Annotated in this window: 20 protein-coding genes, 4 pseudogenes and 1 riboswitch; of the genes and pseudogenes, 11 read left to right on the top strand and 13 right to left on the bottom strand. The window is 70.2% G+C overall.

Going from position 1 to position 18,755, the window contains the following annotated elements; genetic code table 11:
- Positions 1 to 10: 10 nt before the first annotated feature.
- Both ACFU5F_RS03230 and ACFU5F_RS03225 read right to left on the bottom strand, forming a co-directional pair.
- Positions 11 to 1,561: a fused MFS/spermidine synthase gene (locus ACFU5F_RS03230; protein WP_383881154.1), complete on the bottom strand. Its 1,551-nt coding sequence runs from the start codon at positions 1,559 to 1,561 to the stop codon at positions 11 to 13.
- A gap of 62 nt (positions 1,562 to 1,623) precedes the next feature.
- The gene (locus ACFU5F_RS03225; protein ID WP_383881151.1) at positions 1,624 to 2,523 is read right to left on the bottom strand and encodes an aminoglycoside phosphotransferase family protein; all 900 of its coding nucleotides are present in this window, start codon (positions 2,521 to 2,523) and stop codon (positions 1,624 to 1,626) included.
- A gap of 505 nt (positions 2,524 to 3,028) precedes the next feature.
- Between ACFU5F_RS03225 and ACFU5F_RS03220 the strand changes: the two genes are divergently transcribed.
- Positions 3,029 to 4,066, top strand: a complete 1,038-nt coding sequence (locus tag ACFU5F_RS03220) for a LacI family DNA-binding transcriptional regulator (RefSeq protein WP_383881148.1) — start codon at positions 3,029 to 3,031, stop codon at positions 4,064 to 4,066.
- Between the two features lie 423 nt (positions 4,067 to 4,489).
- Here the strand turns inward: ACFU5F_RS03220 and ACFU5F_RS03215 are convergent.
- Both ACFU5F_RS03215 and ACFU5F_RS03210 read right to left on the bottom strand, forming a co-directional pair.
- Positions 4,490 to 4,723 (bottom strand): annotated as a pseudogene (locus ACFU5F_RS03215) (LLM class flavin-dependent oxidoreductase); the annotation flags it as partial.
- A 115-nt stretch (positions 4,724 to 4,838) separates the two neighbouring features.
- Positions 4,839 to 5,547, bottom strand: a pseudogene (locus tag ACFU5F_RS03210) (MFS transporter); the annotation flags it as partial.
- Positions 5,548 to 5,565: 18 nt separating this feature from the next.
- On the opposite strand from ACFU5F_RS03210, the gene ACFU5F_RS03205 reads away from it, so the two are divergent.
- The gene (locus ACFU5F_RS03205) at positions 5,566 to 6,018 is read left to right on the top strand and encodes a thiamine pyrophosphate-dependent enzyme (RefSeq protein ID WP_383881146.1); all 453 of its coding nucleotides are present in this window, start codon (positions 5,566 to 5,568) and stop codon (positions 6,016 to 6,018) included.
- Between the two features lie 140 nt (positions 6,019 to 6,158).
- On the opposite strand, the gene ACFU5F_RS03200 is transcribed toward ACFU5F_RS03205, so the two are convergent.
- Together ACFU5F_RS03200 and ACFU5F_RS03195 are read right to left on the bottom strand one after the other, a co-directional pair.
- On the bottom strand, positions 6,159 to 7,850 hold the full coding sequence (locus ACFU5F_RS03200) for a TROVE domain-containing protein (RefSeq protein WP_383881143.1): 1,692 nt from the start codon (positions 7,848 to 7,850) through the stop codon (positions 6,159 to 6,161).
- Between the two features lie 168 nt (positions 7,851 to 8,018).
- Positions 8,019 to 8,573, bottom strand: coding sequence for an RICIN domain-containing protein (locus ACFU5F_RS03195; RefSeq protein ID WP_383881140.1), 555 nt, complete (start codon positions 8,571 to 8,573; stop codon positions 8,019 to 8,021).
- On the opposite strand from ACFU5F_RS03195, the gene ACFU5F_RS03190 reads away from it, so the two are divergent.
- Positions 8,466 to 8,702 carry a DUF5958 family protein gene (locus tag ACFU5F_RS03190; RefSeq protein ID WP_383881137.1) on the top strand — a complete coding sequence of 79 codons (237 nt, stop codon included), beginning with the start codon at positions 8,466 to 8,468 and terminating at the stop codon, positions 8,700 to 8,702. The two genes, ACFU5F_RS03195 and ACFU5F_RS03190, sit on opposite strands and share 108 nt — an antisense overlap.
- Positions 8,703 to 8,902: 200 nt before the next feature.
- Here ACFU5F_RS03190 and ACFU5F_RS03185 read toward each other — a convergent pair whose 3' ends face one another.
- Positions 8,903 to 9,238 (bottom strand): YnfA family protein, encoded by a 336-nt coding sequence (locus ACFU5F_RS03185; RefSeq protein ID WP_383881134.1) that lies wholly within the window; start codon positions 9,236 to 9,238, stop codon positions 8,903 to 8,905.
- A 74-nt stretch (positions 9,239 to 9,312) separates the two neighbouring features.
- Here ACFU5F_RS03185 and ACFU5F_RS03180 point away from each other — a divergent pair.
- The 3 genes and pseudogenes from ACFU5F_RS03180 to ACFU5F_RS03170 form a co-directional block, all read left to right on the top strand.
- Positions 9,313 to 9,438, top strand: a pseudogene (locus tag ACFU5F_RS03180) (hypothetical protein); the annotation flags it as partial.
- 369 nt (positions 9,439 to 9,807) lie between these two features.
- Positions 9,808 to 10,743, top strand: a complete 936-nt coding sequence (locus ACFU5F_RS03175) for an FG-GAP repeat domain-containing protein (RefSeq protein WP_383881579.1) — start codon at positions 9,808 to 9,810, stop codon at positions 10,741 to 10,743.
- 318 nt (positions 10,744 to 11,061) lie between these two features.
- Positions 11,062 to 11,214 carry a hypothetical protein gene (locus ACFU5F_RS03170; protein ID WP_383881131.1) on the top strand — a complete coding sequence of 51 codons (153 nt, stop codon included), beginning with the start codon at positions 11,062 to 11,064 and terminating at the stop codon, positions 11,212 to 11,214.
- A 37-nt stretch (positions 11,215 to 11,251) separates the two neighbouring features.
- Here ACFU5F_RS03170 and ACFU5F_RS03165 read toward each other — a convergent pair whose 3' ends face one another.
- On the bottom strand, positions 11,252 to 11,632 hold the full coding sequence (locus ACFU5F_RS03165; RefSeq protein WP_383881128.1) for a hypothetical protein: 381 nt from the start codon (positions 11,630 to 11,632) through the stop codon (positions 11,252 to 11,254).
- On the opposite strand from ACFU5F_RS03165, the gene ACFU5F_RS03160 reads away from it, so the two are divergent.
- Both ACFU5F_RS03160 and ACFU5F_RS03155 read left to right on the top strand, forming a co-directional pair.
- On the top strand, positions 11,631 to 11,987 hold the full coding sequence (locus ACFU5F_RS03160; protein WP_383881125.1) for an acyl-CoA dehydrogenase family protein: 357 nt from the start codon (positions 11,631 to 11,633) through the stop codon (positions 11,985 to 11,987). The genes ACFU5F_RS03165 and ACFU5F_RS03160 overlap by 2 nt on opposite strands.
- A pseudogene (locus tag ACFU5F_RS03155) lies at positions 11,986 to 12,585 on the top strand (FAD-dependent oxidoreductase); the annotation flags it as partial. The gene ACFU5F_RS03160 and the pseudogene ACFU5F_RS03155, both read left to right, overlap by 2 nt.
- A 151-nt stretch (positions 12,586 to 12,736) precedes the next feature.
- Here ACFU5F_RS03155 and ACFU5F_RS03150 read toward each other — a convergent pair.
- Positions 12,737 to 13,480 (bottom strand): DUF1775 domain-containing protein, encoded by a 744-nt coding sequence (locus ACFU5F_RS03150; RefSeq protein ID WP_383881122.1) that lies wholly within the window; start codon positions 13,478 to 13,480, stop codon positions 12,737 to 12,739.
- Positions 13,481 to 13,800: 320 nt separating this feature from the next.
- A complete protein-coding gene (locus ACFU5F_RS03145) occupies positions 13,801 to 14,535 on the bottom strand; it encodes a hypothetical protein (protein WP_383881119.1) in 735 nt (244 codons plus the stop codon).
- Between the two features lie 289 nt (positions 14,536 to 14,824).
- Here ACFU5F_RS03145 and ACFU5F_RS03140 point away from each other — a divergent pair, with 289 nt between their 5' ends.
- On the top strand, positions 14,825 to 14,992 hold the full coding sequence (locus tag ACFU5F_RS03140) for a helix-turn-helix domain-containing protein (RefSeq protein WP_383881116.1): 168 nt from the start codon (positions 14,825 to 14,827) through the stop codon (positions 14,990 to 14,992).
- 40 nt (positions 14,993 to 15,032) lie between these two features.
- On the top strand, positions 15,033 to 15,266 hold the full coding sequence (locus tag ACFU5F_RS03135) for a transposase (protein WP_383881113.1): 234 nt from the start codon (positions 15,033 to 15,035) through the stop codon (positions 15,264 to 15,266).
- 46 nt (positions 15,267 to 15,312) lie between these two features.
- Here the strand turns inward: ACFU5F_RS03135 and ACFU5F_RS03130 are convergent, their stop codons facing one another.
- From ACFU5F_RS03130 to ACFU5F_RS03120, 3 genes are all read right to left on the bottom strand, one after another.
- Positions 15,313 to 16,002, bottom strand: coding sequence for a hypothetical protein (locus ACFU5F_RS03130; protein WP_383881111.1), 690 nt, complete (start codon positions 16,000 to 16,002; stop codon positions 15,313 to 15,315).
- A 742-nt stretch (positions 16,003 to 16,744) separates the two neighbouring features.
- Positions 16,745 to 17,611, bottom strand: a complete 867-nt coding sequence (locus ACFU5F_RS03125; RefSeq protein WP_383881576.1) for a bifunctional 5,10-methylenetetrahydrofolate dehydrogenase/5,10-methenyltetrahydrofolate cyclohydrolase — start codon at positions 17,609 to 17,611, stop codon at positions 16,745 to 16,747.
- A 22-nt stretch (positions 17,612 to 17,633) separates the two neighbouring features.
- Positions 17,634 to 17,719: riboswitch (ZMP/ZTP riboswitch) on the bottom strand.
- Positions 17,720 to 17,991: 272 nt separating this feature from the next.
- Positions 17,992 to 18,375 carry a hypothetical protein gene (locus tag ACFU5F_RS03120; RefSeq protein ID WP_383881109.1) on the bottom strand — a complete coding sequence of 128 codons (384 nt, stop codon included), beginning with the start codon at positions 18,373 to 18,375 and terminating at the stop codon, positions 17,992 to 17,994.
- Positions 18,376 to 18,390: 15 nt separating this feature from the next.
- Here ACFU5F_RS03120 and ACFU5F_RS03115 point away from each other — a divergent pair, with 15 nt between their 5' ends.
- Complete coding sequence (locus ACFU5F_RS03115; protein ID WP_383881106.1) at positions 18,391 to 18,672, top strand: MarR family transcriptional regulator; 282 nt, start codon at positions 18,391 to 18,393, stop codon at positions 18,670 to 18,672.
- Positions 18,673 to 18,755: the final 83 nt, after the last annotated feature.

Raw genomic sequence — 18,755 nt, 5'->3', positions numbered from 1 at the left:
GGGTGTCACGTCACCGGTCGCGCCGTGTGCCGGACGGCTGGAGGAGCTGGTCCACGGGCGCGTAGTCATCGGTGAGCGGTCGGGCGTCGCCGATCCAGGAGGTGAGTTCGGCGCCGGTGGTGATCCTCCAGCCGGTGCGCCGGGCGTCCAGCGCCTCCTGCGCCGCGCGCAGGTCGACGGGCCGGTCGGAGGCGAGCACCACCAGATTGCCGCCCTCGGGAGTGGCCGTCGGGTCACGGCCGATGTCGACCGGGGAACCGACGAGGGCGACCTGGTCGAACGTCTCGCGGAGGGTGGCCACTTCGGCACGTGCGAAGTCCAGGCCCCCGTGGTCGATGAGGTTGGCGACGTACACGCCGTCCCCGTCGAGCACCCTTCGTACGTCGGTCATCGCCTCCACCGTGGTCAGGTGCCACGGCACGCTGACGCCCCCGAAGGCGTCGCCGACGACGAGATCCCGGCTGCCGTCCTCCAGCCGCCGCAGGCCGAGCCTGCCGTCCTCGACGCGTACGTCGATCCCGGAAGCGGCTTCCGGCGCGAGACCGAAGCGCTCACGGTCGATGCGCACGACTCCGCTGTCGATCTCCGACACGAGGCTGCGCGTCCCGGGCCGCGTGGCGGCGAGGTAACGGGGAAAGGTGAGTCCGCCTCCGCCCAGATGGTGGGCGGCGAGGGGCTCACCGTCGGGGAAGGCGGAGTCGACCACCGACGCGAGAGCCCGCACGTACGTGAACTCCAGAAAGGTCGGATCGTCGAGGTCGACGTAGGAGTGCCGCACGCCGTCCAGCACGAGCGTGCGGCCGCTGCCACGGTCGGGGTCCGCGACGACCCGCGCGCAGTGGTACCTGGTCTCGGCATCGCAGCCACCGGGTGCGACCGTGGTGGCGAGGCCGCCGGCGACAACGACGACCGTCAGGGCAGGAGTTCCCCTCCACCCGCGCGTGCGCCACTCGACCAGCGCCGCACCCACCACCAGCAGCGCGCCCAGGCCGATCAGGATGCCGCTGACCGGCAACCGCGCCACCAGCACGAAGCCGGTGAGAACGGTGCCGACGATGGCGCCGACGGTGCCGACTCCGGACAGCCGGCCGACGACCGTGCCGGTCTCGGCGAGGCTGGTGAGACGCAGCTTCGTCACGATCGGCGTCACCGCGGAGAGCAGTGCGCCCGGCACGAGGATCGTCAGCGACGCGATCAACAGCAGCAGCGCGGGCGCCCATTCCGCGGTGGTGCGCAGCACGGCGGGGGTGAGCGCGACGACCGCTCCCGACAGCCCGAGCGAGGGGCCCAGCAGCCTCCGGGGATCGAGTTGGTCGGCGATGAGCCCGCCGAGCCAGGAACCGACGGCGATCGCCGTGAGGGCGATACCGATCACGATGGTGCTGGTCTCCAGCGTGAGTCCGAGATAGGGGGCCAACAGCCGCAGGGCGACGATCTCGACCACCAGTACCGCGGCCGAGGACCCGAACACCAGCGCGGCAGCGGCCCGCGAACCCAGGCCGTGACCACGAGGGTTGCCTTCAGCGACAGGTAAGGACGACGATCCGCTCACGGCCGCCATCCTCGCACGGGCCTCCTCGCGCGGGCCGAGCAGTCCGGTCGTGGGCGGTCACCGGTCTCTGGTCAGTACTCCGTCGACTCCAGGATGCGGTCGAGCGTCCGGCGTCCCAATCCGCTCATCGTGGGATTGCTCTCGACGTAGTACCAGACCAGGCCCACCGCCTGTTCGAACGCCCATGCCTTGCCGCGCTCCCATTCCAGCTCGTCACAGTCCAGTGCCCGCCGAAGTGTCTCCCGGGGCCCCGGCCGCAACAGGTGCCAGGCACTGATGAGATCCAGCGCCGGGTCGGCCGGGCCGAAGCCGCCGGTGTCGAGCACGCCGCCGAGCCGGTCTCCCGCGACCAGGACGTTGCCGGGAATCAGGTCACCGTGGCTCATCACGTCGGGACTCCGGCGTGGCAACGCCCGAAAATGGCTCCACGCCCGGCGCAGCCGGGGCACGTCGAGCAGTCCCTCGCTCTGTGTGAAGCACGTCGCCATCCAGGCGTCATGGCGCGTGAGAACGCCGCCACGGTTGTCGCCGTCGAAGAGGCGCCCCCCTGTGTCGGCCTCCCGCAGGGCCGAGATGAAGGCCGCGAGGTCCTCGGCGAAGGCGTTCGACCCGCTCGCGTCGGCATCGGAGGCGACCGTTCCCGACAACCACGTCTGGACCGACCAGGGCATGGGGTATCCCGCGCCGGGCTTTCCCAGGGCGACCGGCTCCGGAGCGGGGAACCGGGATATTCGTGCCAGCTCCGCGCTCGCCCGGGCTTCCCGTTCGAGGATCGCCGACGCCTCGGCGGCATCGGCCGGACGGAGCGGGAAACGTGCGGAGAGGTCGTTGCCGATACGGAAGATGGCGTTGACCGTCCCGGTCGACGCCAGTAGCCGGATCTCCCTGCCGCTCCACTGAGGGAACTGCTCCGCGACCAGGGTCGCGACGGTGTCGGTGGTCACGTCCAGCTGGTCCTCGTGCATGGTCATCTCCGCGGTCCCTTCCCCTGATCCGATGCGATATGCCGGAAGCGCAGACCGGATCGACGGTGGGACAGCCGGTACGCGTACGCCAGGGTCAAGCCCGGCCACCCCCGCTGGGAGCAGGACAGCCGCCCCGGGCGGTTGCCGTGGACCGGCCGGGCGAAGGGGCACCGCTGCGTGGCTTCTGCCGCCGTCGGACCTTCAGCCGGTGCCACCAGGGCTGCGGATCATCCGGCTCCACAGGTGCGTCCGGCAGTGCCGAAAAGACGTCGGCCTTCGCATGCCAGCCGCGGAACACGCTCCGGAACATCACGTGGGGCTCGTGCGGTACAGGTCCCCTCGAAGTCGTCATCGTGCTCTCCATTCCGTGCCGTGAACGTTAACGTGACCGTTAACGGGATTGTTGCCCAGGGGAGCCGACGCCGTCAACGCCTGTGCTGGGCCGGCGATGGCGCGGCAGGTCGGTGAACCTGGTTGACTTGCGCACAGGGCGACACAGGAACAGAAGTGAGTGGGCGGCGTGGCCGGACAGCGGGAAACGGAAGACCAGCGCGCGCGGGGCGCGAGAACTGTCAAGCGCGTCACGCTCCGCGACGTCGCTCAGGCGGCGGGCGTGTCCCATCAGACCGTCTCCCGGGCGATCAACGGCAAGGGGGAGATCGATCCGAAGACCCAGCAACGCGTGCTCGATGTCGCACGGCAGTTGCGGTACCGGCCCAGCCGGTTCGGCCGGGGGCTGGTCCGCCAGGACGTCGTGTCCGTCGGCCTCATCGTCCCCGACGTCGTGAACCCCTTCTTCCCGGAGTTCGTGGCGGGAGTGATCGCGGCCGCGGACGAACGGGACTGGCAGGTGCTCGTGGCCAGCACCGAGAACGACCGGTCCCGGGAACTGGCACTGGTCCGCTCACTCGGCCGGCAGGTGGACGCCCTTGTCGGCTACATCAGCCAACCCGATGCGCAGCTCGAACCGTATGTGGGCACGGTGCCGCTGGTTCTGGTCGATCGCGGGCTGGATACGTCGAGACACGCGCTGGTCCACATCGACACCGCGGCCGGGATCCGGGCCGGGCTCGCGCACCTGATCGGCCTGGGGCACCGCCGGATCGGCCTGATCGACTGTGAGTGCGTGACCGCCCCGATGGTGCGGCACCGCACCTTCCTGGAAGTCGTCGGCGAACACGCGCTGCCCGTCGACGAGGGCTGGATCGTCATGGGGGAGCAGTCCCCGGCCGGGGGCTCCGCCGCGTTCGAGGCGCTGTACGTAGCCCACCCGGACCTCACCGCCGTGGTCGCCTTCAACGACCTGGTCGCGCTCGGCGCGCTCCGGGCCACCCGCCGGCTCGGCGTCCGCGTACCGGACGACTGCGCACTGGTCGGCTACGACGGGCTCAGCGTCGTCGACCTCGTCGACCCCCCACTGACCACCCTGCACCTCGACAAGCGACGGCTGGGCGAACTGGCCATCCACCAAGTCGACCGGCTCCTCGCGGGCGAACTGCCGCCCCCGATCGTCCTGACACCGACCTTGGATGCCCGCGGCACGACGTGACCCGCCTTTCGCCTCGATCCCTCTGCGGGGTTCGACCGCCGGGCGCCCCGGTGGTTCGTCAGTGAGCGCCTGGTGGGGCCGTCCGCGGACGGCCCCACCACCGACTTGAGGATGCCGCGGAGCATCCGGGGTCAGACGGAGGCCGCCTGACCCGCCGACGTGACCTCCGCCCGCGTCTCCTCCTCGTACGCGGCGATCGACTCCAGCAGCGGAGCCTCGCCGCGGGCGACCCGGCTCAGGGTCTTCGTCAGCGCGGCGGCGTCGCGCAGGGGGGTGTTGGCGCCGGTGCCGTAGGAAGGGCGGCATGCCGTGGATGGCGTCGCCGAGCAGGGTGACCCGGCTGGTGTGCCACGGGTCGGCCGGCTCCAGGTGAACGTACCGCCACGGGGAAGACGGTCGACCGGTCGGCGCGCTCCACCAGGTGCGGGCGCCGGCGGGCATGATGCCGATCCCGACCGTGAGCTTCGTCGTCGAGGCCAGGACGGTGGCGGCCTGCGCGACACCGCCACGCCAGCCGAGGTCCTCCACCACCCAGACCTGGTCGAACCGCAGTCCCTCGGCACGCCGGACATAGGGCAGCACCTGGCCGACGGGAAGGTCCAGGGGCAGCATGACACCGACACTGCCGCGGGCGGGACGCGCGGGGGACTCGGACATCGGGGGCTCCTTCGGTCGGCCGAGGGCTCTTGGACCGGCCGTGGCGACCGGGGGAGAGGAGAGGGAGAGGAGAGCTGGTGCGGCACGGGTGTCAGGGACCGCGCCGCACAAGCGGTCAGTGGGTGTGGGCTGCCATGTCGCGCTCGCGGGCGCGGCCGGCCGCGCTCTCGCCGCGGCGGACGATGACGGGGGCGGTACGCAGGACACGGGCGCCCCCAGCGGTGGTCACGCACAGCAGGCCCAGCAGCACGAAGGCGTGGTCGAGGGCGTGAGGTGGGTCAGCCGGCCGATCACGGCGGGCCCGGCGAGCATGCCGACGTACCCGAGCCCGGCGACGCGGGACATGTTCGCCCCGGCGGCGGAGGGGTCGGCGGGTCCTGCCGCGCTGAACAGCTGAGGAACGCAGCCGGACAGGCCCAGGCCGAACAGCGGGGGCCGGTGAACACGACCGGTACCGACGGGCCGAGGATCACGAGGGTGATGCCGACGGCGGCCGCGGCCGCGCCGTACCGCAGGATCCCCATGGAACCGAACCGGGTGACGAAGCGGTCGGCGAGCAGCCGGCCGACGGTCATGGCCGCGGCGAACGTGCCGTAGGCGAAGGCCGCCGTGCCGGCCGACGCACCGAGGGCGTCCTTGAGGTGCAGGGTGCTCCAGTCGTTGGCGGCGCCCTCGCACAGCATGACCATCAGCGCCAGGACGGCCGGCATCCAGACCCGGCCCGTGGTGCCGCGCCCGGCGGCCGGTGACGCCTCGGTCTCCCGCACGGGGTCCGGGCTCTCGACGGCGGGGGCGGCGGGCAGCAGGGCGCGGGTTCGGGGAAGGCGCTCTAGCCGTTCCACGTGGTGACGACCGGGTGTGTCCTGGGCGACGGTGACTTCCTGATGACCTCCCAGGAGATCGCCCTGAGCGTCACCGCCGGCGCACCGGTGATCTTCGTCGTCCAGAACAACGCGGGCTACATGTCGATCCGCGGCGGTCAGCGCAAGCAGACCTCGCGGCACATCGGCACGGAGTTCTCCCACCCCGACGGCTCGCCGTACAGCCCCGACTTCGCGGCCATGGGCCGTGCCTTCGGGGTCGAGTCGTGGAAGGTGAACGACGCCGCGTCCCTGGAGCCGACGCTGCTCAAGGCCGTCCAGTCGGGAGCACCCGCCCTGATCGAGGTCCCCACGGACCGCGACGCCGCGGGCCCCTGGGTGCCGGGCTGGTGGAACTTCCCGATCCCGGCCTACATCACGGACGAGCGCCAGGACGAGTACGACCGCATCAGGGCCACCGAGCAACACCTCTGAGACAGCCCCGCGCCACCGTGCCGACCACCGCCCGTGCAGCCGAGACCCGGCCGCACGGGCGGCTCGCATGACCGGGTTGCCCTGTGTCGCCGGATCGACCGCTCGACCGCTCCCCCTCGCATGGGGTACCTACGGACTCATCACGCGCACAGACCCGTCTCCCAGGGCCACCTGGAGTCCCGGCCCGCTTCGATGAGCGGGATCAGCCGGAACGCGGCGTCGCTCAGGCCGCCGAAGGTGTGGTGGTGCGGGCCGGACGGGGCGTGGGCCGGGGCGTAGCCGGCCAGATTCCAGGTGTAGACGGGGACGCGGAAAGGGATCGCCCGCAGCGGGTTGGACCACTGACCGGCCCCGGTCTGTTCGTCGGTGACCATGACCACCCGGTCGTGACGGGCGTAGTTCCGCCTGAGTGCCGCGGCCGTGTGCGTGCCGCCGAGGTCATGGAAGCGATCCAGCACACGCAGTACGGGCTCACCCGGGGCGAGTTCCACGCGACGGCTGTCCGACCCGAACTCCACCAGGTCGGCGCACTCCGCCCGCAGCGCCAACGACGTACCGAAAATGGCCGCCGAATCCGCACGGTTGAGCTGAGTGTGCTCGCCGGGGCGGTCGAACATCGAGCCCGATCGGTCCACCAGGATCAGTGTGCGGCCCGGCAGTGCGGGGACGTTGGCGAGGGAGTGGCCTAGGGCCGTCTCCAGAGCCTCCTCCCAGCGGGGCGACGACACGTTGCGATAGGCGGCCAGATACCGGAACGGGAACTGCCGGGATCTGCGCACCGCGTCCGGGGAGGAGATTCGCGCGGCGACCTCGGCGGCCACCCGGTCGCTCACGCCGGCGAGGTCGAGGTTGCGCAGGTTGCGTACGAGGGCCATCGCCCCCATCGACGGGATCAGTGCCTCCCACACCGCCGCGTCGAGCGGCCCCTGTAGCCAGCCTGCCACCGACTCCCAGGTCATCCCGGCCGCGTTCAGCCGTTCAGCGCCACCCGGCGCGGTGACCAGGGCACGCCGTTCCTCGACCGGCACGGCCATCAGTTCCCGGTGTGCGGTGAGCAGCGTCTCGCCGGGCGGGGGAAGGGCACGGTCGGGGCGGTGGCGGCGATCGATCGCGTACTTGAACAGGGGGCCCTGCCACGGACGTCCGGGGTCGGGGGAGGGGTGGGTGAGTTCGATGACATCGGCGAAGCGGTAGGGGTGTGAGGCGGTGTCGTACTTGAGGAGTGCGCGACCGGTGTACAGACGCCGGACGGCGTCGGCGACTCCGCGCTTGAGCGGCTGCGGGAGTCCGCGTCCGTGCCGTGAGATCCAGTACGCCAGCAACTCACCTGGCTCGTCGGCCCGTTGCAGGACGGCGGACACGGCCTGCCGTGAGAAGCCGACGGCCCCCGCGTCCAGCCTGGCCCGCACGAACTCGGCGGCGCCCACGAGGGATGCGGTGCGCATATGGGCCTCGGTGCGCAGCCAGCCCAGCAGGCCGAGAGTCCACTCCGGATCGCTGACGGCGAGCATGCGCACCAGCTGCTCGTAGCGCTCGTCGCGGGCGGCGGCGTCCTCGTAGAAGGTGTGATGGCCGACCATGTTGGCCACGGCCAACAGGAAGAGTTCCATCTTGGGCGGGCGGGCGTACGCGGTGCCACCCTGGTGGGTGAGGCGGTGGAGTCGGTGCGCGGACGGCCGGCGCGGGCCCGGTGCGCCGGCGGACGGCGGGAGCAGCCACCGGCCATGGGTGGAGAGCGACGAAGTCGCTCCGCCGGCGGTCAGGCCCGGTATCTCCGCCTGGATCTCGTTCCTGGCTTCGGACTTGGCTCGCTGACGGTTGAAATGGGGCATGCAGAAGGTCCCTTGGGAGACGTTCCTGGAAGAAGGAGAGACGCCTTCCGAGATCAGTAGTGGCACCGGGGTGGTGTTGCGATCTCAGACAGGAAGTAACCGGGGCACAGCGCATCGGAAGGCGTCAGGCACGGACGCTAGTCGATGCGGTGAGCGGTCGCACGCCATTTACTGCCGCCCTCCGCCCGCTCCTCTTGCCTTGTCGCTCCTCACGTTCTTGATCTGGTCATAGCCGTTTCCGGTGGCGACCAGGGTCCAGTGCTGGTTCGCACCGTTGTTGTCGGACCACTGGACGATGCCCGCGCCGTCCGTGGTGAGCCCGTCCTTGACGTCCAGCAGCTTGCCGGTGTCCTGGCTGACGATCTCGTAACTCCCGACACCCACCGGGACAAACCGCCAGCGCTGGTTCTGCGCTCCGCCGTCGGTCCAGTGGATGATGTTCGCTCCGTCGGAGTTCGATCCACCGGAGATGTCGACCGCCTTGCCGCTGCTCTTGTTGAGCATCTTGCAGAAGCCGTTCTTGGCGGGGAACGCGATGTGGGCGAAGGCGTCCAGCGCGCAGACCGTGTTGGAGGAGGACGCCTTCTTCGTTCCGGTGCACACGATTCTGATCGTGTGGGGGCTGCGTCGCCCTCGCCAGGTTCGGCAGCGCCTGCTGTCCTGATCACCCGCGGCCCGATCGACCAGCAACTGGGGAAGATCGTCGGCCTCACCCCGGTACATGAACTCCGCAAGGCGTTCCGACTGCTGGTCGCGGTACTCGCGGTCGCGGACGAACGGCGTCGCGAGCGCTTCTGCTCCGGCGGATGCGGTCATTGGTGGCACAACCTGCTTGTGACCGGCGGGCGATGACGAGTCCCCGCGCCGCTGTTCCCTGCCCCTGGACTCCATATGCGGCAACACAGGCTGAGGGCAGTCATGGGTCGACCATGGGGCAGATGAACCTCCGGGATCGGCCACCACACAGCAGAGGGCAGTGTCTCCCTCCACCTCTCATCCGTCGCACTCACGGCTGAGCCCGAAAGGTCACCCCTCGGCAGAGCAGGAAGGCCTCAGTGGCTGCGGGGCGCGTACATGATCACGGCCATGCCTGCGAGGCACACCAGGGCTCCGACGACGTCGTATCGGTCGGGGCGGTAGCCGTCGGCGACCATGCCCCAGGCGATCGACCCGGCTACGAAGATCCCGCCGTACGCGGCGAGGACGCGTCCGAAGTTGTCGTCGGTCTGCCAGGTGGCCACGAGCCCGTACAGGCCGAGGGCGATGACGCCGGCGCCGATCCAGACCCAGCCCCTGTGCTCGCGGATGCCCTGCCACACCAGCCAGGCGCCGCCGATCTCGCAGAGGGCGGCGACGGCGAACAGGGCAAGGGAGCGAGCGACGGTCATACCGAGGGACCCTACCGGCGGCCCGCGCCGCCGATCTTCAGCGGGGCCAGATCCAGGTCACCCGGCAGGGCCGCATGGACCACATGCTCCTCCCGGTCGAGGCCCGCCCGCACACGCCACCCGACCGCCGCGACACCGCGGCCACGGCCCTCACTCGCGCGATCAAGGACAGCGTCGGCGTCACGGTCGAGGTGCAGCTCGTCGACCCCGACACCCTGGAACGCTCGGTCGGCAAACTCAAGCGCGTCAAGGACCTGCGCGACAGCCCGAGCCGACGATGCCCGGTCCCCCGCGCCGGCGACCGCGCAGGAGCGAGAGGGCGCCGGCGCGGGGACGCCTCGAATGCGGCATGGCGAATCGCAAGCCGCACGGTGAACCGGAGCAGCCACGACCGCCGGCAACCCGGAGCAGCGACGGACCGTCGGCAGGCCGGGCCAGGGGCGGACCGTCGGCGGGCCGGGCCAGGGGCGGTAAGTACCCTGATCGACCATGGCTCGGTACCCGGGCAAGGTGGGGTGGGGAACATGCACGTGAACAGCAAGGGTGTGAGAGCGAATGCGGCAATCGCCGTGGCAGTCCTCCTGGTGAGCGTCGCCGTGGCCGTCTGGCAGGCGTTCGGGGACGACATCTCGGCGGCCGGAACAGACTCGGCAACCGTGTTGCCCGGGACCGCTCCCGTGCGGGGCGAGCGGGTCCCGGGGGACTTCGACGGCGACGGCCAGAAGGACCTCGCCGTGGTCGAGAACACCGGGACCGCCACCGACGAGCGGCATCACATCCGTGTCCTGTACGGGCCGTTCACTCGCGAGGGGGAGCCACGTCGCACAGGGGAGGCCCGCCCCAACCCGATCTTCGAGGCCGGCCTCGTCACCAGCGACACCAGCTTCTCGCTCACCGCAGGCGACGCGGACGGCGACCGCGCCACCGACCTCGTCGTCACCTCCCACCTGGACGGCGAGCAGGAACCGTCCGTCCTGCTGCACGGAGGAGGCGAGGCCGGCGGATTCGACCCGCGCGCACGGTACTTGCGGACCGGAAGCTCCGTGGCGTTCGGGGACTTCGACGGCGACGGCAAGGGTGACATCGCCGTCGGCGACAGCGGTGGCCGCAACAACGAGCCGGAAGCGGATCCCCAGGACCCCACGGTCCACGACACCGTCACGGTCTACTACGGCGGCGACCGCCCCGATGAGCGCCTGGAACCCGGAACGAACGGGAGCTATTCCACGGCGGATGTCGACCATGACGGACAGGACGAGCTGCTCATCTCCTCCGAGGGGGGCGTCGAGGTCCTGCGAGGGAGCACCGCCGGGCTGGTCGTCAAGGACGGCAGCGGGGGTGTGCAGGGCTGGACCGTCGGCGCCGCGATCACGGCTGCCGCCGGCGCGGTGCTGCTGGCTGTCGGATACCGGCGCAGGAAGGCGTCGTCCCGTTCAGGGTCGCCGTCGAAGGCCCCGTGGTGGGCTCGCTTCGAGGGCGAGCCCCGGCCCCCGGCGGGCCAATGAGCAACCCCAGTGCGTCTTTTGGCTACTTCCTGCCCCGGAACTGCCCGCATCCAGGCGTTCCCGCATGATCGATGCATGCTGATCGAACTGGTGTAGGTCGCGGGTTTTCCCGGCGCGCCGTTGCTGGCCGATGTCCGAACCGGATGCGGGCACATCGGAGTCCGCTGGTGCGGGGACCGGGCCGCGGAACCCGGTGAGTACCACGTCGAGTGGAGCATCGACGAGGACATCGTCTGGGGGCGGAACGCCGAGCCGGCTGCCGGTATCGGTCCTGGGCTCCGGACCGGCGGGCACTGCGTCGTGTTGCGAGGACGGTTGATGCTCACGGAGGACGGCGCCGCTCTGCTGGACCTGGACGGCTCCGCGGTTCTGCTGGACCTCGCTGAGCCGCTGCCCGCCGGTGTTGCCGGTACTTGGGTCGAACTCTTCGTCGACCGCTACAACGTGGCGCTCTACCCCTACACACTCTGACGAGGGGACAGTCTCCGGCTGTCTGCTCCACGGCAGATCACTGCGACCGCTCGACCCATTCCCGTACGGAGAGTGCGCTCTCCATGCGGGAGGCGATGTCCGTTCTCGCTGCCGCGTCCAGTGTCTCCGGCAGTGCTTGGAAAGTGGCGGGCAGTACGTCGAGCAGGCTCAACACCTCCTCGCCGGTCCGGACCGTGAGCAACAGTTGGCAGCGCCACTGCGGCGACACCTCCGGCCGGTGGTGGAGCCGATGCTCCATCGCCGGAAAGAGATAATGCACCGCCGTGGCCTCGGCGTGATGCCGCAGCCAGTCGACCGGGAGCCGCTGGCTGAACCCCGACCGCTCCGCTTCCTCCTCCAGCAGCAGGAGCCGCTCGGTGTCGATAACCCGGATCGTCCGCGGCAGCGCTGCAGTCATGCCGGGATCATGCCACCAGGTGACGGCGATGAGGCCACCTCGCTCCCCGCCGGCCGGGACCACGGTCGCGTTCGGAGAGACGATCGGCCGCTTCCAGCACAACAAGTTCCGGATAGCCGAGCTGGTCACCCGTGTGGAGGTGACCCAGGCGTACGTCGATCAGTGCGTCCTGGCGCACACGCGCGGCAAGCTTACCCACGTGGACGCGGCCAAGGCCAAGTGGTGGGCCGCCGGGACGCAGAACGCCGTACTGGACGAGTGCGTCCAACTGCACGGCGGCTACGGCTACATGAACGAGTACCGCATCGCACGCGCCTGGCGGGACGCCCGCGCGACGAAGATCTGGGCCGGGTGAGACGTTCTTCTTCGACGCGGATACCCGCCACCCCGCTTCCGCGGAAGCGGTCGGCGCCGGATCACTCTTCGCGCTCGCACCGGGCAGGGGACTGCTGGCCCACCGGGAGGCAGGCGGAAACCTCCACACGTACGCGCAGCTGAAAGCGCCCCGGGACTGGTTCGCCGACCTCGACACCACCGATATCGCTGCCCTCACCGCACGGGTGGCCAAGGAGTTCGACGGCTGGGCTCCCGAACTCACCGCGCTGATGACCGACAGCGACACCCCGCCGGCCCTGCGCCCGGTCTTCACCCTGCCGGCCGGACACCACTGGGACCGCGTACGGGGCGTGACCCTGCTCGGCGATGCCGCCCACCTCCGCGCACCGAACGGCGAGGGCGCCAACTCGGCCATGCGGGACGGCGCGGAACTCGGCCGGGCCCTCGCCCGGCACCCCGGCGATGTGGAGACCGCGCTCGCCACGCACGAACAGACCATGTTCGCCCACGCCGCCGATCTGGAAGCGGACGACGACGGCTTCTACCAGCTCATGATCGACGACCGTGCACCGCACAGCGTGCCCGCCCAGATGACCGGCGTTCTACAGGGCGCGTGACGCTGATCTCCACGTGCAACGACCCGCAGCCGTACGAGGCTTGCGGGGGTGGGGTCGTAGGACCGAATGCCAAGGTTCTCCTCTACGACGGTAGGGGCCTTCCGCGTGGCACCCCGGGGGAGGGGTGCCGGCATCGTCACCGCGCCCGAGCTCACGCAGACCCGCTGCGGCGGCTCCTCAGCCACCACGCGCCGCCGCCGAGCACGAGGACGGCGGCACCGATACCGAGGGGCACGGCCATCGGCATGCCGTCGTCGTCCTTGGTGTCGGCCGCCGCCGGTTCTGTCGACGACTTCTCGGCAGCGGGTTCGTCGGACGGCGTGGCCGTTGTGGGAGCGGGGGCGGTCGGTTCCGGCGTGGGGCTGGGACTCACGGGCTTCGCGCCGGGGGCGGCGGCCTTGAGCTCCAGTCGGGGTGCGGGATGGCCGTGCCCGTGCCCGTCGCCCTCTGCCTCATCCTCCAGTTCGATCCAGCGGTCGACCTTGCCGTCGCTGTAGGTCTGGAGCGTCTTGAAGACCAGCTCCTTCGCGTCCGGCAGCTGCCGGACGGTCACGACGTACTCGGCGTCCTCGCCCACCGCGAGCTTCGGCCCCGAGACGCTGTAACCCCGCTCGGTGGGGGTGAACTTCCAGTTCTCGGGGCCTTCCTCGTAGGTGAGGTCCTGCGGGGTGATGCCCTTGGGGAGGATCACCTCCAGCTTGGTGATGCCGGCCGATGCGGACTCCGACTCGGCGGAGAAGGTCAGTTCGACGTTCTGGCCGAGGGCACGGGCGCCGTCCGCCTGGACTTCGGAGTGGGCCGCCGCCGGGGCCGCCGTGGCGACAGCGACAGTGAAAGCGAGTGCGGAGAGGGTGCCGGAAAGGCGCAGGCTGCGTACCAGCGTCGGTCGGTGCACTGAGAACTCCCAAGGTCGATGGTGTGGGGACTGCGTTCAGTTCCTGCTCTGGTTCGACGGCGCCCCGGTGGGCGCGCCCAGGCCGTGATCGACGCACCTCGCTTCTCGCGCCCGTCTCCCGCCGAGGATGCAGGGCACCGGCATCCGGCTCGGCGCGCGCAGAGCAGCGCGAGGGTCACGGTGGAACGGGTGAGGCTCGCTGGGCCGGACGGCCCGCGGGCCGTCCGGCCGGGCGCGGTGTGCGCCGCCGGGCCGATTTGCCCGAGGCGTGGAGTCGACGCCCGTCGTCTCCGTGTACGGCCAAGGGTGGCTGGCTGTCGTCAGGCGACAGCGGTCCTCATGGGTGGGCCCCGAGTGGTGATGGCGTGGGTGAGCAGGAGACGCCGCGGCATGCGGTCCGAACGCGCCCGCTCGGCGCGGATGCGCGGCCGGCTCGGCGGTGCGGGCAGCCGGAGGATGAGGTGCAGCGGTGCGACAAGCCGTGCGGCGAAAGCCCGCAGAACGCGGAACGCGGCTCGCTCGCCGAGGGCGAGCCACAGACCACAGAGCAGCGCGGCCAGCAGATGGACGGCGAGCATGCCGGCGGAGGACACGCCGCCCATGCCGTGGTCCAGAGAATGCGTGACCCCCATGTGGTCCATCGGGCCCATGGAGTGCGTCGCACCCACCCCATGGACCATGGACGTCAAGGACGTCGACAGGGCACCGTGCCCCGCGTGCAGGCCGGACGGCGATCCGCACAGTGCGTAGCCCAACCACTGCTCGACGAGCGATGTGCCTCCCGAAGCCCGGGAGTTGACGACGGCCTGTGCGAGAGAGAACGACACATGGAGCACCGCCTGGGCGGCGACCACGCAGGAGCCGACCAGGACCGGTCCGCGCTCCCGCCGGGCCAGCAGCCAGCCCGTCCCGCCGGCCACTGCCGACCCCGCGGCCATGGCCCACCAGGGCACCGCGGTCCCCGACATCATGACGTGCCCCAGGGAGGCGAGCAGCACGCAGACGGCCGCGAACACAGCAGCCCTGAGCGTGCGAGAACACCACCCTGCAGTCATGACGCTTCATCCTCACAGTCCGGGTCACACGCGTCACGGAAGGGTACGGAACTTCCCCCGGAGTCCCACTCAATTCGGCCATGGTGATCCACACCACAGTGACAGGCGAGTGGCCATCTGGCTGTTGCTGTCGCAAGGGTGACGCTCACGAGGGCAGGGCCAGGTCGATACCTAGAGGCCAGGCGCTCCGATGCCGTACAGGCCGCTGCCGTCGGGGAACCAGGTGAGGTGGGTTGAGGTGTTCGGCCTAGAGTGACGGTGATGTCGCGGGTGGGGGTATCCCTGGAGGATGCGGTATCCCGATGGGGGTGGCCTGACCGCGAAGCAGCGGGCCCGGCTGGAACAAGTGCGGTTCGAGGTTGCCGAGTTATTCGCGCAAGGGGTGAAACCGTCGCAGGTCGCGCGGTGGTTGCGGGTCTCACGCAAGTCCGCCTGTGCCTGGCGGGACGGTGTGTAAAGGAACTGCGGTCCAAGGGCCCTCCGGGCGTCCGTCACGGATGAAGCCCGAGTGGCGGGCCTGGCTGGCCGTCCGCTTCCGGACCTACACCCCCGACCTCAACCCGGCCGAGGGCGTGCGGGCACACCTGAAGAACAGCCTGGGCAACCTCACCCCGTGCAGCATCGATTCCCTCGTTGTGCTGGTCCGCACCCGCCTCAAACGGATGCAGTACCGGCCGGACCTCCTCGACGGATTCATCGCCGAGACCGGACTGATCGCGACGCCGCCATGACGTCACCCCAACCGAAAACCTCAGTAGTCGCTCGACAGCATGGCTGTCACCCGCCGCCCCGCAGTGCGGCGACCGCGTGACCGACTAGGAAGATGCCCACCACCGCCACGAAGCCTGGGATCGCGAGGATGAGGACCATGATCAGCGTGTCCTGGAGGCTGACGCCCACCCTTGCATAACCGGGTCGCGCGGGGTCGTAGGTGAGTTCGATCGGGTCCGTGCCACTGCCGGTTGTCTGGTACGTGTAGCTCTGGCCGGTGACCGTCGTGTACGTGTACACCCGCCACTTGTTGGTGTAGTGCGAGAACTGGGCCACGACGGTGACGCCGCGCCGTTTCAGTCGCCAGTCCGCCACCTGTGCCCGGCCCCCGGCATAGATTATGAAACACCCGGCGTACAGCGCGACCGAACCGCCGAGCAGTGCAGCCACCTTTCCCCCGCCCCCGGCCACGCCCACGGCCGCCACCAGCCCGGCATAGAACAGGGCGCCCACCGCAGCGACCAGCCTGCCTCCGGAGAGCCACCCCTCGCGGCCCGGCAGCGGACGCACGTCCACCAGCGACAGACCGTCCACGGGTTCGGCGTCACCGTCGGGCGTCGGCAGCAACCGACCGACCGCCTGCCCGAACGCGGCAGCGCCCGCCTCCGAGACCCCCTCGACGCGGTAGACCACCGCCTCGGCTCCACCCCACAGTTCGATCTCGATGGCGCGCCCCTCGACCCGTACCTCCGCCATCGCTTCCAACGGTATGCGGAGCTCCTCGGCGGACCTCCGAAGTACCACCACCTGACCATCCAGGCGGAGCGCCGTACGCCTTTTTCCTCGCAGAACCAACGCGGCAGCCGTGGTCGCCATCCCCGTAACTCCCCCCTTGACAGTCAGAAGCAGAAGACGGTCAGCCGACTGCGGGCCGCGATCAGCTCGAGCATTGCTGCATCAACGGGCCCGCCAAGTTGTTGGTGTGCCGCGTCCGGCAACGAAGGGAGGTCCTTCTCCCGAAGGCCTTCCTGGGGCATCGCTCTGCGACCTGCGGCAGCGTCACCCTTGAGCGAATAGCCGGGCGGCCTCGAACGCCACCTGCTCCCGCTGAGCCCTCATGACACCCCCACCAGCGAGGTCATCGTCACCCTAGCCGAAAACCTCAGCAGCAGTGCCGCATCGGGGAGAGCACCGGGTCCTCGGCCAGTGTGCGGTGGGAAGGCTGCCGCTTCGCCGGGCTGGACGGTATCGGCGGGAACCGGGCCGAATGGCAGCATCATCGCGACCGGATCCGACTCCCACCGCCTTGCCACCACCCGAGCCCGGGCCGCAGAACCTACCAGGCCGGCTGACGCATCCGCGGACCACGCCTCTCGGCGGCTCACCGCCCGCATAGGCAGCGAGCCGCCATCAGCGGGAAACGCCCGCCAGGCAGACACACGAGCGCTCGCTCTGAGCGACAACATTGCTGACACGGCATCGCCGGACTGGCGAAGCGTCAGCGCTGCTGCATGCCGAGCTGGTTCGCGGCGGCATCCACGGTCTGCGCGAGCAGGACGGCAATGGTCATCGGTCCAACGCCACCGGGAACCGGAGTGATCAGACGAGCTCGAGTGAGGGCGGTGTCGTAGTCCACGTCACCGACGTTGCCCGGGTTGTAGCCGGCGTCGATCACGACCGCGCCAGGCTTGATGTCCTCACCGCGGATCAGCTGAGGCCGTCCCACGGCTGCTACCACGACATCCGCTTCCCCGACGATCGCCGACAGGTCGGCCGTGTGGGAGTGGCAGTACGTCACCGTCGCGTCCTTGGCGAGCAGGAGCATCCCGGCCGGTTTGCCGAGAATCGCGCTGCGACCCACCACGACGGCGTGCCTGCCCGCGAGTTCGACGTCGTACGCTTCCAGCAACCGCATGATCCCGCCCGGAGTGCAGGACACGAAGCCCGGCAGCGCGAAGCTCATCGCGGCGAAGGAATGCATCGTGACCCCGTCGACGTCCTTCTCCGGAGCGATGGCCTCGAACGCCGCTCGCTCGTCGATGTGCGGGCCGCAGGGGTGCTGCAACAGGATCCCGTGCACTTCCGGATCGCTGGACAGGCCCGCGAGGGAATCGATCAGTTCGGCGGTCGTGGTGGTGGCGGGCAGACCGATATGCCGGGACCGGATGCCCGCCTTCGCGCAGCGCGCTCGTTTCATGCGGACGTACGTGGCCGACGCGGGATCCTCTCCCACCAGTACCGTTGCCAGGCAAGGACTGGTCCCCGCGCGTCGTGAGATCTCCGCCGCCTTGGCGGCAGCCTCACCGACGATGCGTTTGGCGAGGTTGGTGCCTTCCATGAGCTGGGCCGTCCGAGTCGCGGACATCGTTGCCCTCCAGGCGTTGCTGACCACTCGCCCAGGCGCACGGCAACGACGTCTCGTCAGACCGCTCCCCGGTGGTGCTCCACCTCAGCGCCAGTCACGGCCCACGCTGAACTGTAGTAGACGGAGCATGCTCACACTCGCAACGTCCTTGGCCGGGAGCGACCTGCGGCGTCATGTCACGTGCACATTCCAGGCGCGTCCATTCGCCGGATGCCTCCCGCACCCACAGACAGGCGCTGATGCTGGAGGTGCAGGAAGCCACAGGTCGGATGTGCCAGGCAAAGGAGAAGCGCGGGGCGGCGGCTTCGGATGTCGTGGCCGTCGCCCCCTGAAGGCTTCTCGTACCTCAGGGGCAGGGTTTTGCGAGCGATGGCGCCCTGTCAGGAACGTGTGCGCGCGGTCCGCCTCCGTCCACGGCGGGAGGGGGCGGCGGTGCCACCGATCAGGGCCAGGGCCGTTTTCTCGGTTTTCTGAGCGGCTGCCCGAGTGCCCAAGCCGCCGTCCTCGTCCGTGTCGGGCTCGGGCGCACGGCGGGCCGCCCACCGGTCGATGCCCACGTTGAGCAACAGGCACACGGCGCCCCAGCCCACGCTCGTCGCCAGGTGGCCGCCGATGCCGGCACCGTCGAAGTAGACCGCGGCGTGGACCACGTCGACCACGTCGACCACGTCGACCACGTCGACCACGTCGACCACGTCGACCACGTCGACCGCGGCGGGCAGCGGCAGGACGTCGTTCAGGTCGCGGAAGACCTCGGGGACCATGTACAGGGAGATGGCTTGTCGATTCCCGACCTCGTCGAGGCGCTCGGTCTCGCGTCCTCCACGCTCAACCGCCAGACCGCCGCGCTCCTCAAGAACGGCCTGGTCGAGCGTACGGTCGATCCCAGCGGCAGTATCGTGCACAAGTTCCGCATCACCGAGGAGGGGATCGGCCGACTCAGGGCGGAGCGGGACGAACGGCATCCGGCCTGGACGAGACCCTCGGTGCCTGGACGACGGAGCGCCTCGACCGCTTCATCGGCGATCTGGAGCAGTTCAACACCGACATCGAGCGGATGACCGGTCGGCCATGGCCCCGGACGGGCCGTCCAACGGACTGAGCCTGCCGCGCCGCTCGCGGGGGGCGCGGAAGACGGTCACGT

The organism is Streptomyces sp. NPDC057438, assembly GCF_042802995.1.
Classification (GTDB): domain Bacteria; phylum Actinomycetota; class Actinomycetes; order Streptomycetales; family Streptomycetaceae; genus Streptomyces.
Note: the sequence above shows the minus strand (reverse complement) of the source record. Positions and strands in the feature narration are given on the sequence as shown.